Raw genomic sequence first — 14,469 nt, 5'->3', positions numbered from 1 at the left:
CGTCGTCGACAGCAGGCAGGACGCCCCGTGAGCACTCCCCACCCCGGTCCCGTGCGTGCCGCGCAGCCCGAGCTGCGGCGCTGGAGCCCGCCGTCCGTGCACGTGGTGCCCGGTCCGCTGGCCGGGGCCGACCTGACCGGTTGCGACGTCCTGGCCGTGCCGGTGGCACCTGGGCAGGACGGCGTGCAGCCCCGCCCGGGCGCCGCCGACGCCGCCGTGCGCTACGGCGTCGACCTGGCCGCCCTGTGCGCGGCGGAGGACGTCTCCGGCGAGGCCGGCCGCAGCACCCGCCTGCCCGTGCCGGCGCCCGCGGGTTCACCCCGCCGGCTGCTGGTGCTGGGCGTCGGCGCCTCCTCCCCGGACGAGCTGCGCCGGGCGGGGGCCGCGCTGGCCCGTGCCGCGGGCACCGCCGGGGACGTCGCCACCACCCTGGCCGACGGCGTGGGCGCCGAGGGCGTGCGGGCCGTCGTCGAGGGCTTCCTGCTCGCCGCGTACGCCCCTCCCGTCGCCGGGGCCCGGGCGGCGGACGAGCCGGCCGAGCGCCGCCTGGTCCTCGTGGGCGACGTCCCCGCCGCCGCGGTGGCCCGCGGTGAGGCCCTGGCCGCGGCGAGCGTCCTGGCCCGGGACCTGGCGGCCACCCCCTCCAACCTCAAGGACCCCGCCTGGGTGGTGGCGCAGGCCCGCGCCGCCGCCGCCGAGCACGGCCTGGCGGTGCGGGTGCGCGAGGAGGCGCAGCTGCGGCGCGAGGGCTTCGGCGGGCTGCTGGCCGTGGGCGGCGGGTCGCCGTCCCCGCCAGCCCTGGTGGAGGTCCGCCACCGCCCGCGCGGGCGCGCCGCGGCAGGCGCCCCGCACGTCGTCCTCGCCGGCAAGGGCATCACCTACGACACCGGCGGGCTGGCGCTGAAGCCGCGCGAGTCGATGGTGTCGATGAAGACCGACATGACGGGCGCGGCCGTGGTGCTGGCCGTCGTGGCCGCCGCCGCCAGGCTGCGGCTGCCCGTGCGGGTGACCGGCCTGCTGGCGCTGGCCGAGAACTCCTTCGGCGGCTCCTCGTACCGCCCCGGCGACGTGGTCCGCCACCACGGCGGACGCACCACCGAGGTCAACAACACCGACGCCGAGGGGCGGCTGGTGCTCGGCGACGCCCTCGCCCACGCCCACGCCGCGCTGGAGCCGGACGTGCTCGTGGACGTCGCCACGCTCACCGGCGCGGCCCCGCTGGCCCTGGGCAAGCGGCACGCCGCGCTGTTCGCCACCGACGACGACCTCGCGGCGCAGCTGGAGGCCGCGGCGCAGGCCTCGGGGGAGCGGGTCTGGCGCCTGCCCCTGGTGCCCGAGTACGCCGAGCTGCTGCGCTCGGACGTCGCCGACGCCCGGCAGGTCGCCACCGCGCCCGGCTCGGGGGCCGGCACGATCCTCGCCGCGCAGTTCCTGCAGCCGTTCACCGGCGGGCGCCGGTGGGCGCACCTGGACATCGCCGGGCCCGGCCGCGCCGACGCCGCCGAGCACGAGGTCAACCGCGGGGCCACCGGCTTCGGGGCGCGGTTGCTGCTGCGCTGGCTGGAGTCGCTGGCCTGAGCCGGCCCGCGCGCCCGGCGCCTCAGGCGCGCTTGACGCCCAGCAGCAGGCCCTCGCCGGCCGGCAGCAGCGCGGAGACCCAGCGCTCGTCCTCGGCCAGGACCCGCCCGACCTCGCGCAGCGCGACCGTGGAGGCGTCGCGCGCGGCGGGGTCGGCGACCCGCCCCTGCCACAGGGCGTCGTCGACGACCAGGAGCCCGCCCGGGCGCAGCAACCGCTGCGCCTGCTCCACGTAGGCGGAGTACTCGCGCTCGTCGCCGTCGAGCAGGACGAGGTCGTAGGCGGCGTCGGTCAGCCGCGGGAGCACCTCCAGCGCCCGGCCGGGGATCATGCGCGCGCGGTTGGTGCGCACCCCCGCGTCGGCGACCGCCTCGCGGGCGGCGCGCTGGCGCTCCCCGTGCACGTCGATGGTGGTCAGCACGCCGTCGGGGGCCATCCCGCGCAGCAGGCTGACCGTGGACACGCCGGTGCCCGTGCCGACCTCCACCGCGGTGCGGGCCCGCGCGGTGGCCGCCAGGACCGTCAGCGCGGCCGCCACCCCGGGCGAGACCGGCTCGCACCCCAGCTCGGCCGCGCGGGCCCGGGCGTCCTGCAGCACCTCGTCCTCGGCGGTGAACTGCTCGGCGTAGGCCCAGCTGGCGGGCTGCTTCGCGGGCGGGGGCACCCCGGCAACCTAGTGCATCGGTCCGCTCACAGCCCGGGGACCGCCGGACGGGTGACGCGGGAACCGGCCGCGTACGACGCCCGTTGGGACCGGTGGAGCCGATGGGCTGGATCACACGGCCGGGAGTGGCCCCGGCGGGAGGAGTGGGGGACGATGGGAGCAGTGGCGGTGCCGTTCGCGGTTCCCTTCCCCGCCCGTGCCAGGAGGAACCCCGTGCCAGACGACCCGGGCGGTGCCCCGGCGGCCGAGCCGGCGCCGGTCGCCGCCTCGACGTGGGCGCCACCGACGTGGGAGGAGGTCGTGCGCGACCACTCCAGCAGGGTGTACCGCCTGGCCTACCGGCTGACGGGCAACCGCCACGACGCCGAGGACCTCACGCAGGAGGTGTTCGTGCGCGTCTTCCGCTCCCTGTCCAGCTACCAGCCGGGCACCTTCGAGGGGTGGCTGCACCGCATCACCACCAACCTCTTCCTCGACCAGGTCCGCCGCAAGCAGCGCATCCGCTTCGACGCGCTGGCCGAGGACGCCGGGGAGAAGCTGCCCAGCACGGACGTGAGCCCCGAGCGGGCCTTCGAGCACCGCAACCTCGACGACGACGTGCAGGCCGCGCTGGACTCCCTGCCGCCGGACTTCCGCGCCGTGGTCGTGCTGTGCGACATCGAGGGGCTCTCCTACGAGGAGATCGCCGCCACCCTCGGCGTGAAGCTCGGCACGGTGCGCTCGCGCATCCACCGCGGTCGCGCCCAGCTGCGCACCGCCCTGGCGCACCGCGCCCCGCGGCCGCCCGCGGCGCCCCCCGCCCGTCTGGCCCTGGGCGAGGAGCGCTCGTGAGCGGACCGCACCTCGGCGCGCGGGTCAGCCCGCTCGTCGACGGGCGGCTCGCCCCCGACGCGGCGCTGCGCGCCGGTGAGCACGTGCGCGCCTGCTGCGAGTGCGCCGAGGCGGTGGAGGCCGAGCGGCTCGTCCGCGCCCGCCTGCGCGCCCTGCCCGAGCCGGAGCTGTCCGGTGACCTGCTGGTGCGGCTGCTGGACATCGGTGGTCCCGCCGGCCCGCTGCCGCCGCGCGACCGGCCGATGGCGGTGCCCGCGCGCCCAGCCGTCGGTGCGGCCCCGCCCGGCCGCCCGGACGCCACCCGCCCGCAGGCGCTGCGCCCCGCCGGCCGGCTGCGCCCGCCGGCCCGTCCCGGGCGCCGCGCCCGCCGGCGCCCCGTGGCCGCGGCGCTGGCGGGCACCTTCTCCCTGCTCGGTGTGGGCATCGCCGGGTTCCTCGTCCTCGGCGGGCAGCACGCGAGCGGCCCCGCGCCGGTGGCGGAACTGCGCACCACCCCGTCCAGCGCCCCGGCGACCCCGTCCCCCACGGCGTCCCAGCCGGCTCCGGCGACCCCGTCCGCGCCCGGTGCGGTGGCCACCGCGCCGGCCGCCCCGTGAGCGGTCCGCCCCTGCCGGAGGACCGGGACCAGCGCACCGGCACCCCCGGCGCGGACGCACCCCGCGACCCGTGGGCCGGACCCCCGCAGCCGGACGCCGACTGGGGGGAACCCGCGCCGCCGGGCGAGCTGGAACCGTCCTGGCCGGCGCCCGCCGGGCCACCCTGGCCGCCGCCGGCACCCCGCGGCAACGGGCGCGCCGCCCGCCTGCTCGGCGCGGGCTCGGCGGTGCTGCTGCTCGGCGTCACCGGCGGCTTCGCCGGGGCCCTGCTGCAGGAGCGCTGGGACGGTGCGCGCACGTACCCCTCCGTCACCCTGCCGGCGCCCGCCCCGGGCACCACCGAACGGCCGGAGGGCAGCGTGGCCGCCATCGCCGCCGCGGCCCTGCCCAGCGTGGTGTCCCTGCAGGTCCAGGGCAGCTCGGGAGCCGGGACGGGGTCCGGCTTCGTCCTGGACGCCGGCGTGGACGGCGGCTCCGCGGCGTTCGTGCTCACCAACAACCACGTCGTGGCGGGCGCCTACGACGACGGCGTGACCGTCCTGTTCCAGGACGGTGCGCAGGCCCCCGGCGAGCTCGTGGGCGCCGACGCCTCCTACGACCTGGCCGTCGTGCGCGTCGAGCGCTCCGGCCTGCGGGCGCTGACGATGGGCGACTCCGGCAGCGTCGTCGTGGGTGACCGGGTCGTCGCGGTGGGGGCTCCGCTGGGGCTGCAGGGCACGGTCACCGAGGGCATCGTCTCGGCGCTGAACCGCCCGGTGAGCGCCGGCGGTGACGGCGCGGGGGAGGCCTCCTACATCCAGGCCATCCAGACGGACGCCGCGATCAACCCCGGCAACTCCGGCGGCCCGCTGCTCGACGCCCGCGGCCAGGTCGTCGGCGTCAACTCCGCCATCGCCTCGGTGCCCGTCGTCGGCGGCAGCGCCGGCAGCATCGGGCTCGGCTTCTCCATCCCCTCCGAGCAGGCCCGGCGCACCGCCGAGCAGCTCATCCGGACCGGCCGTGCCGTGCACCCCGTCATCCGGGTCTCCCTGGACAGCCAGTACCGCGGCGAGGGCGTCCAGGTCCTGGACCAGCCCGGGGCGGTGCAGGCCGGCGGTCCCGGGGACCGCGCGGGGCTGCTGCCCGGGGACGTCGTGCTGGCCGTCGACGGCCGCCCGGTCACCGAACCCGCCGAGCTCATCGTGGACATCCGCGCCCGCCAGCCCGGCGACACCGTCACGCTGACCGTCCGCAGGGGTGGTCAGGACCTCGAGGTGCCCGTGACGCTCGAAGCCGACGGTTAGGATCGCGACGTGTTCGGCATCAACGGCGGCGAGCTCGTCGTCCTCCTCGTGGTGGCCCTGGTCATCCTCGGCCCGGAGCGGCTTCCCCAGTACGCCGAGCAGCTCGCCCACCTGGTGAAGTCGGTGCGCCGCTTCGCCAAGGGCGCGCAGGCCCAGATGCGCGAGGAGCTCGGCCCCGAGTTCGACGACATCGACTGGCAGAAGCTCGACCCGCGCCAGTACGACCCGCGGCGGATCGTGCGCGACGCGCTCTCCGACGTCTGGGACGACGAGCCGGCCCCGAAGAAGAACAGCGGTTCGCGCGCGGCCTCCGCGCCCCGCAACGGCACCGGCGGCTCCTCCAGCGGCGGGTCCGCCGCCAATGGGGTGGACCTGAAGAAGAAGGAGCCCGCGCCGGCCGCCGCGCCCTACGACGAGGACGCCACCTGAGGCGTGCTCCCGGGCGCTCCACCGGAGCGCCCGGGCGGGGGTCGCTCAGGCGACGCTGACGCCCAGCCGCCGGCCCGCCAGACCCCGCGGCCGCACGGCCAGGCCCCGAGCCAGCTCCCGCAGCGCCACGGCGGCGGGGGAGTCCGGCGCGCTGAGCACCACCGGCACCCCCGCGTCACCGCCCTCGCGCAGCGTCACGTCCATCGGGACCTGGCCCAGCAGCGGCACGGGGGTGCCCAGCCGCTCGGTCAGCGAGGCCGCCACCCGCTCGCCGCCGCCGGAGCCGAACAGCTCCATGCGCTGACCGTCCGGCAGTTCGAGCCAGCTCATGTTCTCCACCACGCCCACCACGCGCTGGGACGTCTGCGCCGCCACCGCCCCGGCCCGCTCGGCGACCTCGGCGGCCGCTGCCTGCGGCGTGGTCACCACGAGCACCTCCGCGCCCGGCAGGAGCTGCCCCACGCTGATGGCGATGTCGCCGGTGCCCGGCGGCAGGTCCAGCAGCAGCACGTCCAGGTCGCCCCAGAACACCTCGGAGGCGAACTGCTGCAGCGCCCGGTGCAGCATCGGCCCGCGCCAGGCCACGGGCTCGTTGCCCGGCACGAACATGCCGATGGAGATCACGCGCACCCCGTGCCCGGTGGGCGGCAGGATCAGCGAGTCCACCTTCGTCGGACGGCCGGTGACGCCCAGCAGGCGCGGCACGGAGAAGCCGTGCACGTCGGCGTCCAGCACGCCGACCCGCAGCCCGTCGGCGGCCATCGCCGCCGCCAGGTTCACCGTCACGCTGGACTTGCCGACCCCGCCCTTGCCGGAGGCGACGGCGTAGACGCGCGTCAGGTTGCCCGGCTCGTTGAACCGGATGGTGGGTGCGGCCTGCGTGGTGCCGCGCAGCTTCACCGTCAGCTCGGCCCGCTGCTCGGGCGTCATCTCCCCGAAGGCCACCCGCACGCCGCGCGCGCCCGCCACGCCCCGCACGGCCGCGCTCACGTCCGAGGTCAGCCTCTCGCGCATGGGGCAGCCGGCGGTCGTCAGCAGGACCCGCACGGACACGACACCGTCGTCGCCCACGTCCACGCGGTCGACCATGCCCAGCTCCGTGATGGGCCGGTGCAGCTCGGGGTCGTTTACCGCGGCCAGCGCGGTGCGGACGGCGTCGGGGGTGGGCAGCACGCCGCCAGGGTACGTCCGCGCCCGGCGCGGCACCCCCCGCGGGTCCCGCGCCGGGTGGGCCCAGCCGGTGGGCTCAGCCGGCGGTGACGCGCACGACCTCCTCGAAGGTCGTCTCCCCGCGCATCGCCTTCGCCAGCGCGGAGGTGCGCAGGGTGCTCATGCCGATGCGGGCGGCCTCCTCGGTCAGCGCCGACTCCGTCGGCGTGCTCATGAGGACCTTGCGGACGCTGGGCGTGACGTCGAGGACCTCGTACACGGCGGTGCGCCCGCGGTAGCCGGTGCCGCCGCAGTCGGGGCAGCCGGTGCCGCGCAGCGGGGTCGCGTCGAGGATGTCCTCGATCGTCAGGCCGAGCAGCGCCAGGGTGTCCTCGTCCGGGATGTACCCGTCGGCGCAGGAGTCGCACGGCTTGCGCACCAGGCGCTGCGCGATCGCGGCCGTCAGCGAGCTGGCGACCAGGAACGGGGCGGCGCCCATGTCCACCAGGCGGGTCAGCGCCCCGACGGCGGAGTTGGTGTGCAGGGTGGTCAGCACGAGGTGACCGGTCATGGACGCCTTCAGCGCCAGCTCGGCGGTCTCGGAGTCGCGGACCTCACCGATGAGGACGATGTCGGGGTCCTGGCGCAGCACCGAGCGCAGGCCGGCGGAGAAGGTCATGCCGACCTTGGTGTTGACCTGCACCTGGGTGATGCCCGGCAGCTGGACCTCGACGGGGTCCTCCAGCGTGATGATGTTCTTCTCCGGGCTCATCGTCGCGTGGATGGCCGCGTACAGCGTGTTCGTCTTGCCCGAGCCGGTGGGGCCGGTGATGAGCACCAGGCCCTGCGGCACGGTCAGCGCCCGGCTGAAGACGTCCAGCTGCTCGGGCTCGAAGCCCAGCGACTCCAGGCTGGGCACGTCGTCGCCGCGGGTGAGCAGCCGGATGACGACCTTCTCCCCGTGCAGGGCCGGCAGCGTCGAGACGCGGCAGTCGATCGCGGCGCCGTCGACGGTCACGCGGGTGCGGCCGTCCTGCGGCACGCGGCGCTCGGAGATGTCCAGACCGGAGATGATCTTGATGCGGCTGATGACGCTGGGTGCCACGCGCTTCGGCGCGCTCATCACGTCGCGCAGCAGGCCGTCGACGCGGAAGCGCACCCGCAGCTGGTCGCGCTGGGACTCCAGGTGGATGTCGGAGCAGCGCAGCCGCACCGCGTCGGACAGGATCCGGTTGACGAGCTTGACGATGGGGGCGTCGTCGTCGACCGAGCCGGACAGGGCCGCCAGCGCGTCCTCGGCGTCGTCGTCGCCGGCCTCCTCGACCATGCGGCTGACCTGCGAGGTGTCCTCGGTCAGCGACCAGGCGCGGGCCAGGTGGTCGCGGATCTGCGAGTCCACCGCCACGACGACGTGCAGCTCGGGGGTGCGGGTGTAGAGCTTGACGTCGTCCAGCGCCAGCACGTTGGTGGGGTCGGCGGCGGCCACCAGCAGGTACTCGGGCGTCTTGTCCAGCACCAGCACGCGGCAGCGCTCGGCGACCGCGCGCGGCAGCAGCCGCACCACGTCCGGGGAGATGCTGACCTTGGACAGGTCCACGTGCTCCAGGGTCAGCAGGTCCGCCAGGCACAGCGCCAGCTCCGCCTCGGAGACCAGGCCGAGGTCGACCAGGATCTGCCCCAGGCGCCGGCGCGGGCCCTCCCCGGTGCGCTGCTCGTTCAGCGCGTGGTCGAGGTCCTCCGGCAGCAGCAGGCCCTTCTCGACGAGCACGTCGCCGAGGCGCCTGCGGGTCTGGCCCGCGGGCGCGGGCGCACCGGAACGGGCGTCGTCGAGAGTCGTCACGGGCAGTGCATCGGCACGCCGGGGGCTCAGCTGGAGGGGGGACCCGCCGCGTCGTCCGCGTCGTCCGCCGCGGGCTCCCCGGCGGGCGCGCCGTCCCCGGCCGCGCCCCGCGCCGCACCGGACGCCTCTGCGCCCTCACCGGCGCGCTTGCGCTTCTTGCCGCCCTTGCGCTTGCCCGGCTCCCGGCCGTCCCGCTCGGCGTCCTCCTCGCGCAGCTCCTCCAGCACGCTGCGCAGCTCCGAGCGCACGAAGTCGCGGGTGGCCACGTCGCGCAGCGCGATGCGCAGGGCCGCCACCTCGCGCGTGAGGTACTCGGTGTCGGCCAGGGCCCGCTCGTCGCGGGCGCGGTCCTGCTCGTTCAGGACGCGGTCGCGGTCGGCCTGGCGGTTCTGCGCCAGCAGGATCAGCGGTGCCGCGTAGGACGCCTGCAGCGACAGGATGAGCGTCAGCAGCGTGTAGTTCAGCGCCTCCGGGTCGAACTGGGCGCTCTCGGGCGCGAGCGTGTTCCACGTCAGCCACAGGGCGACGAACGCCGTCATGTAGACGAGGAAGCGCCCCGTGCCCATGAACCGGGCGAACGCCTCGCTGGCCCGCCCGAAGGCGTCCGGGTCCACCTGCGGGCGCACCAGCAGCTGCCGGCGCGCCTCGCGCGGGGTGTCCAGCCCCACGGCCTCGGCGCGCTGGCGCTCGCGGCGCGGGGAGCGCTCAGCCACGACCCACCTCGAAGACCTCCTCCTCGGCGTCGCGCCAGTCGTCCGGCAGCAGGTGGTCCAGCACGTCGTCGGCCGTCACCGCGCCGAGCAGGTGCCCGTCCTCGTCCACCACCGGCATCGAGACCAGGTTGTACGCGGCCAGCTGCCGGGTGACGCCCTGCAGCGTCTCGTCCGGGTCCAGCGGTTCCACGTCCTTGTCGATGACCTGCCCCAGCGGCGTCTGGGGCGGCTCGCGCAGCAGCCGCTGCAGGTGCGCGGTGCCCAGGTAGCGGCCGGTGGGCGTCTCCAGCGGCGGGCGGCACACGTAGACGGCCGAGGCCAGCGGAGCCGTCAGCTCCACGCGCCGCACGTGCGCCAGCGCCTCGGCCACCGTGGCGTCCGGGGCCAGCACCACCGGGTCGGAGGTCATCAGGCCGCCGGCGGTGTGCTCGTCGTAGGCCAGCAGCCGGCGCACCGGTGCGGCGTCGTCCGGCTCCATCAGGGCCAGCAGCCGCTCGGCCTGCTCCGGCGGCAGCTCCGAGAGGAGGTCCGCGGCGTCGTCGGGCTGCATCTCCTCCAGCACGTGCGCGGCGCGGTCGCCCTCCAGGGCGGAGAGGATCTGCACCTGGTCGTCCTCGGGCAGCTCCTCCAGCACGTCGGCCAGGCGCTCGTCGTCCAGCGCGGCGGCGACCTCCACGCGGCGCTTGGGGGTCAGCTCGTGGATGACGTCCGCCAGGTCGGTGGCGCGCAGCTCCTCGAAGGCGGCCAGCAGGTTCGTGGCGCCCTGGTCCAGCTCGGTGGTGGTCAGCCCCACCACGGCGCCCACGTCCACCGTCATGGTCTCCCCGCGCCGGCGCAGCCGCCCGGACAGCCCCCGCGGCGCGGTGCCGCGGCGCACGAACAGCTCGGTCAGCCGCCAGTCGCGCGGGCGCACCGCTTCGAGGCCGACGTCCTCGATGGTCGCGACCCCGCTGCCGTCGGTCAGCTGCACGGTCCGGTCCAGCAGCTCGCCCAGCAGCAGGGTCTCGGTGCCGCGCTGCTCGAAGCGGCGCATGTTCACCAGGCCGGTGGTCAGGACCTGCCCGGTGTCGACGCTGGTGACGCGCGTCATGGGCACGAAGACGCGGCGGCGGCCGGGGACCTCCACGACCAGGCCGATGATCCGCTGCGGCCCGCGCGGGCGCAGCACGCCCACCACGTCGCGGACCCGGCCCACCTGGTCGCCCTGCGGGTCGAACACGGACGTGCCCGCCAGCCGGGCGGCGAAGACGCGCTTGGGGGAACCGGTCACGCGCCTCAGGCTAGAGGGCCCCGCGTGCGCGGGGCCGGGCGGATCTCGGCGCGCGGGAGCGCCGGTGCCCTCCTACCGTGGCGCCATGGCCAAGGAGAGCAAGAAGCTGAAGGCGTCCGGGAACCCCCTCTACACCGTCCCCGGACTCTCGAACGAGCAGGGCGGCGAGGTCGCGGCCATCCTGCAGAACCGCCTCAACGCCCTCACCGACCTGCACCTGACCCTCAAGCACGTGCACTGGAACGTCGTGGGGCCGCACTTCATCGCCGTGCACCAGATGCTCGACCCGCAGGTGGACGCCGTGCGCGAGATGGCCGACGCCGTCGCCGAGCGCATCGCCACCCTGGGCTCCTCGCCCGTGGGCACGCCCGCCGCGCTGGTCGCCGACCGCGACTGGGACGACTACTCCATCGGCCGCGCCGGCGCCATCGAGCACCTCGGCGCGCTGGACCTCGTGTACGCGGGCGTCATCAGGGACCACCGCTCCGCCATCGAGGCCGCCGGTGAGATCGACCCGGTCACCGAGGACCTGCTCACCAGCCAGACCGGTGTGCTGGAGCAGTACCACTGGTTCGTGCGCGCCCACCTCGAGACCGCCGGCGGCGAGCTGTCCACCGCGGGCGCCGAGACCGAGGTGCAGGCCACCCGCAAGGCCGGCGAGCGCGCCGGCGTCAAGCGCCAGAGCGCCTGAGCCCGTCCCGACCCGCGCGCCCGGCGCGGGCACGATCACCGCTCCGGGCGCGTTGGGGCGGGTGAGGGGCGCGAGCGCCCCCGCCCCCGCCCGGTGCGGGCGGCACCAGTCGAACCGGTGAGGATGTCGCCATGTCCAACCTCGGGCCCATGGGTGGCCAGCAGCGCCTGAGCGCCCCCACACCGCCGCAGGGGGAGGCGATCGGCCGCTACGCCACGTACGCGGAGGCCCAGCGGGCCGTGGACTTCCTCTCCGACGAGCACTTCCCCGTGCAGAACGTGACCATCGTGGGCAACAACCTGCAGATGGTGGAGCGGGTGACGGGCCGGCTCACCTACGGGCGCGCGGCCGGTGCGGGCGCGGCCTCGGGGGCGTGGTTCGGCCTGCTCATCGGGTTGATGCTCTCGGTGTTCGGCAACGGCGGCACCGCGGGCCTGCTCACCGGCCTGCTCATCGGCGCCGGGTTCGGCATGCTCTTCGCCGTCATCTCCTACGCGCTGACGGGCGGGCGCCGCGACTTCACCTCCGCCAGCCAGATCGTCGCAGGCGAGTACCTCGTGCTGTGCATGCCGCAGATGTCCGGCCAGGCGCGGCAGGTGCTGTCCAAGCTGCCCAACGGCTTCGGCCGCGGCGCGGGCCCGCAGCAGGGCGCCTGGGGCGCCCCGCCGCCCGCGCCCGGCTCGCACGCCGCCGGCCAGGGACCGTGGGGCGCGCCCGACCCCTCCTCCCGCGCGGGCGCCCCGCAGGGCTGGATGCCGCCGCCGCAGCCCGGCACGGGGCCCGCCGCACCGCCGCCCCCGCCCGCCGGGCAGCGTCCCGAGGGCGAGGCTCAGGAGCAGACCCCGGCGGAACCGGACCTGTCCGGCCCCACCTACGCGGAGAAGGTCGAGGAGCAGCGCCGGGCCCGCCGGGAGGCCGAGCGGCGCGCCCAGGAGGACGCCCAGCGGGAGGGCACCGGCGAGGGCCCCGCCCGCTGAGCCGCTCCGCCGCACCTGCGCGGCCGTCCGCTCAGCCGCGCAGCGAGGCCATCCACGCCTCGACCGCGTCCGGGTCGCGGGGCAGGGCGGCGGAGAGGTTCTCCACGCCGTCGGCGGTGACGAGGACGTCGTCCTCGATGCGCACGCCGATGCCGCGCAGCTCCGGCGGGGCCAGCTCGTCCTCCGCCTTGACGTAGATGCCGGGCTCGATGGTGAACACCATGCCGGGGCGCAGCTCGGCGTCCAGGTACATCTCCCGCCGGGCCTGCGCGCAGTCGTGCACGTCCAGGCCCAGGTGGTGGCTGGTGCCGTGGGCCATCCAGCGGCGGTGGTACTGCCCCTCCGGCTCCAGCGAGGTGGCGGCGTCCACCGGCAGCACCCCCCACGCGGAGAGGCGGTCGGCGATGACGCGCATCGCGGCCTCGTGGACCTCGCGGAAGCGCACCCCCGGCTTCGCGACCGCGAACGCGGCGTCGGCGGCGTCCAGGACGGCCTGGTAGACGCGGCGCTGGGCCTCGCTGAAGCGTCCCTGCACCGGCAGGGTGCGGGTGACGTCGGCGGTGTACAGGGAGTCCGCCTCCACCCCGGCGTCCAGCAGCAGCAGGTCCCCGGGGCGCACCGGCCCGTCGTTGCGGATCCAGTGCAGCGTGCAGGCGTGGTCGCCGGCCGCGGAGATCGTCTCGTAGCCCACGCCGTTGCCCTCCACGCGGGCGGTGCCGTCGAAGGCGGCCTCGACCACGCGCTCGCCGCGCGGGTGCCCGACGGCCCGCGGCAGCGCCCGCACGACCTCCTCGAAGCCGCGCACGGTGGCCGCCACGGCCTCGCGCAGCTGGCGCACCTCCCACTCGTCCTTGACCAGCCGCAGCTCCGACAGGGCGGTGGCGAGCTCGTCGTCGGCGGCGCGCACGTGCTCGGCGGGCGCGGTGCGCAGCGGCGCCAGCAGGGCCGTGACGGCGGGGTCGGCGTCGGCGACCACCCGCAGGCCCGCGGTGCCCGCGGCGGCGGCCGAGGTGCCGAGCTCCTCCGCCAGCAGGGCCACGTCGCGGCACGTGATGCCGGTGACGGCCTCCTGCGCGGCCAGGCTCGGGCGCGGGCCCACCCACAGCTCGCCGTAGCGGGCGTTCGCGTAGAACTCCTCGGAGTCGCGGCTGCCCTGCGGGCGCAGGTACAGCACGGCCTCGTGGCCGCCGTCACCGCCCTGCTCGCCGCCGCCGAGGTCACCGCCGCCCGCGCCGCGCGGGTGCAGCACGAGCACCGCGTCGGCCTCGCGGTCGGTGCCCAGGCCGGTCAGGTGGGCGAACGCCGAGTGCGGCCGGTAGCGGTAGTCGCAGTCGTTGGAGCGGCGCACCAGCGGCCCCGCGGGCACGACGAGCACCTCGCCGGGGAAGAGGGAGGACAGCACCTCGCGGCGGCGCGCGGCGTACGGGGCTGCCTCCGCGGGCTCGTCGTCCTCGGCCGGGCGCGGGCCCCACCCCTGGGCGATGAAGCGGCGGAAGGCGGCCGAGCGGGGCACCGTGCGGTGCGACTTCGCGTCCTCGGCGTCCTCGGCGGGCGCGGCGGTCTCCTGCCCCTCGGGGTGCTGCGCGTCGAGCAGCTCGCCCACGGGCTGCCCCGGGTCCTGCCCGGCGGTGGTGCCGGCGGTGGTGGCCGGCGTGGTGGTCGACTGGGTCGCGGCGGCGGTCACCGGGCCATCATCCCCCGGCGGGCGCCGGCTGTCCGCCCCCGGAGCGCTGATCACGCACAGTGACGCCTGGGTTGACGCCGTGCGCGGAGCGTAGGACGGTGAGGCATGAGCGGTACCGCGAGGTGCCCCCGCTGCGACGAGGCGGTCCGGGCGCCCAGCATCTGGCACTCCTCGGCCACCTGCGCGGCCCACGGCGAGGTGGTGCCCCTGCAGCCGGCGCAGCCCGCCGACGCGGCCCACCTGGAGTGGCTCGCCCGCCACTCCGACGTCCCGGTGTGGCTGCCGTGGCCGCTGCCGCCCGGCTGGCTGCTCACCGGCACCCGCTGCGTGCGCGACGAGCGGCACGCGGCGCAGGCCGTCGTCGTCGCCGCCAGCGGCCCCCACCACGGCCAGCGCCACGGCCCGCACCCCGCCCCCTCGGTGGCGGAGCTGCTCGTGGTCTCCGAGCAGCCCGGCACCGGCCTGGGCGCGCACCTGGCCGGGCGGGGCGACGTCGACCCCGGTGACGGGCTCGTCGCGGGCCCGCCCGCCGCGCGCGCGCACGCCGCGGGGGCGGCCACCCCCCTGTGGCCGGTGCCGGCGGAGGGGGACCGGGCCGTGCTGGTGGGGGAGGCGGGCGGGGTGTGGCTGTGGGCGCTGCTGTGGCCCGCCAGTGCCGGGGCCACGCTGCTCGACGACCTCGAGCTCGTCGACCTGCGCGAGCGCCGCCCCGTCCCGGACGCGCCGTGCGGGGCGATGTCGCCGCGCGTGCAGTGGGCCTGAGC

Annotated in this window: 14 protein-coding genes; 8 read left to right on the top strand and 6 right to left on the bottom strand. The window is 76.8% G+C overall.

Annotated elements, in window-relative coordinates:
- Window positions 1-27: 27 nt before the first annotated feature.
- Window positions 28-1,578, top strand: a complete 1,551-nt coding sequence (locus tag ACRYR9_RS01490; protein WP_432496614.1) for a leucyl aminopeptidase family protein — start codon at window positions 28-30, stop codon at window positions 1,576-1,578.
- 22 nt (window positions 1,579-1,600) lie between these two features.
- Here the strand turns inward: ACRYR9_RS01490 and ACRYR9_RS01485 are convergent, their stop codons facing one another.
- Window positions 1,601-2,242: an O-methyltransferase gene (locus ACRYR9_RS01485; RefSeq protein ID WP_432496617.1), complete on the bottom strand. Its 642-nt coding sequence runs from the start codon at window positions 2,240-2,242 to the stop codon at window positions 1,601-1,603.
- 153 nt (window positions 2,243-2,395) lie between these two features.
- On the opposite strand from ACRYR9_RS01485, the gene sigE reads away from it, so the two are divergent.
- From sigE to ACRYR9_RS01465, 4 genes are read left to right on the top strand one after another with little or no spacing between them, the layout of a single operon-like run.
- A complete protein-coding gene (gene sigE / locus ACRYR9_RS01480; protein WP_432496619.1) occupies window positions 2,396-3,073 on the top strand; it encodes an RNA polymerase sigma factor SigE in 678 nt (225 codons plus the stop codon).
- Window positions 3,070-3,669, top strand: a complete 600-nt coding sequence (locus ACRYR9_RS01475; protein WP_432496621.1) for an anti-sigma factor family protein — start codon at window positions 3,070-3,072, stop codon at window positions 3,667-3,669. Before sigE ends, ACRYR9_RS01475 begins: the two co-directional genes overlap by 4 nt.
- Window positions 3,666-4,952, top strand: a complete 1,287-nt coding sequence (locus ACRYR9_RS01470) for a S1C family serine protease (RefSeq protein WP_432496623.1) — start codon at window positions 3,666-3,668, stop codon at window positions 4,950-4,952. Before ACRYR9_RS01475 ends, ACRYR9_RS01470 begins: the two co-directional genes overlap by 4 nt.
- Window positions 4,953-4,961: 9 nt before the next feature.
- On the top strand, window positions 4,962-5,381 hold the full coding sequence (locus tag ACRYR9_RS01465) for a twin-arginine translocase TatA/TatE family subunit (protein ID WP_432496626.1): 420 nt from the start codon (window positions 4,962-4,964) through the stop codon (window positions 5,379-5,381).
- Between the two features lie 45 nt (window positions 5,382-5,426).
- Here ACRYR9_RS01465 and ACRYR9_RS01460 read toward each other — a convergent pair whose 3' ends face one another.
- The 4 genes from ACRYR9_RS01460 to ACRYR9_RS01445 form a co-directional block, all read right to left on the bottom strand.
- Complete coding sequence (locus tag ACRYR9_RS01460; RefSeq protein WP_432496666.1) at window positions 5,427-6,551, bottom strand: Mrp/NBP35 family ATP-binding protein; 1,125 nt, start codon at window positions 6,549-6,551, stop codon at window positions 5,427-5,429.
- 76 nt (window positions 6,552-6,627) lie between these two features.
- Complete coding sequence (locus ACRYR9_RS01455) at window positions 6,628-8,370, bottom strand: GspE/PulE family protein (protein WP_432496629.1); 1,743 nt, start codon at window positions 8,368-8,370, stop codon at window positions 6,628-6,630.
- A gap of 26 nt (window positions 8,371-8,396) precedes the next feature.
- A complete protein-coding gene (locus ACRYR9_RS01450; protein ID WP_432496631.1) occupies window positions 8,397-9,083 on the bottom strand; it encodes a DUF1003 domain-containing protein in 687 nt (228 codons plus the stop codon).
- Window positions 9,076-10,353 carry a magnesium transporter MgtE N-terminal domain-containing protein gene (locus ACRYR9_RS01445; protein ID WP_432496633.1) on the bottom strand — a complete coding sequence of 426 codons (1,278 nt, stop codon included), beginning with the start codon at window positions 10,351-10,353 and terminating at the stop codon, window positions 9,076-9,078. Before ACRYR9_RS01445 ends, ACRYR9_RS01450 begins: the two co-directional genes overlap by 8 nt.
- A gap of 85 nt (window positions 10,354-10,438) precedes the next feature.
- Between ACRYR9_RS01445 and ACRYR9_RS01440 the strand changes: the two genes are divergently transcribed.
- Together ACRYR9_RS01440 and ACRYR9_RS01435 are read left to right on the top strand one after the other, a co-directional pair.
- A complete protein-coding gene (locus tag ACRYR9_RS01440) occupies window positions 10,439-11,044 on the top strand; it encodes a Dps family protein (protein ID WP_432496636.1) in 606 nt (201 codons plus the stop codon).
- A gap of 131 nt (window positions 11,045-11,175) precedes the next feature.
- Window positions 11,176-12,021 carry a YflT domain-containing protein gene (locus ACRYR9_RS01435; protein ID WP_432496639.1) on the top strand — a complete coding sequence of 282 codons (846 nt, stop codon included), beginning with the start codon at window positions 11,176-11,178 and terminating at the stop codon, window positions 12,019-12,021.
- Between the two features lie 31 nt (window positions 12,022-12,052).
- Here the strand turns inward: ACRYR9_RS01435 and ACRYR9_RS01430 are convergent, their stop codons facing one another.
- A complete protein-coding gene (locus tag ACRYR9_RS01430; RefSeq protein ID WP_432496668.1) occupies window positions 12,053-13,624 on the bottom strand; it encodes an aminopeptidase P family protein in 1,572 nt (523 codons plus the stop codon).
- 186 nt (window positions 13,625-13,810) lie between these two features.
- Here ACRYR9_RS01430 and ACRYR9_RS01425 point away from each other — a divergent pair, with 186 nt between their 5' ends.
- Complete coding sequence (locus ACRYR9_RS01425; RefSeq protein WP_432496642.1) at window positions 13,811-14,467, top strand: DUF6758 family protein; 657 nt, start codon at window positions 13,811-13,813, stop codon at window positions 14,465-14,467.
- The last annotated feature ends 2 nt before the right edge of the window (window positions 14,468-14,469 follow it).

Source organism: Kineococcus auxinigenes, assembly GCF_050871525.1.
In the GTDB taxonomy this organism is placed as follows: domain Bacteria; phylum Actinomycetota; class Actinomycetes; order Actinomycetales; family Kineococcaceae; genus Kineococcus.
The sequence above is the reverse complement of the archived record's forward strand: the minus strand, read 5'-3'. Positions and strand labels throughout refer to the sequence as shown.

Coding starts and splice junctions, on each gene's coding strand:
- sigE (WP_432496619.1), top strand. CDS start 2,396: ATGGGAGCAGTGGCGGTGCCGTTCGCGGTTCCCTTCCCCGCCCGTGCC.
- ACRYR9_RS01425 (WP_432496642.1), top strand. CDS start 13,811: ATGAGCGGTACCGCGAGGTGCCCCCGCTGCGACGAGGCGGTCCGGGCG.
- ACRYR9_RS01440 (WP_432496636.1), top strand. CDS start 10,439: ATGGCCAAGGAGAGCAAGAAGCTGAAGGCGTCCGGGAACCCCCTCTAC.
- ACRYR9_RS01435 (WP_432496639.1), top strand. CDS start 11,176: ATGTCCAACCTCGGGCCCATGGGTGGCCAGCAGCGCCTGAGCGCCCCC.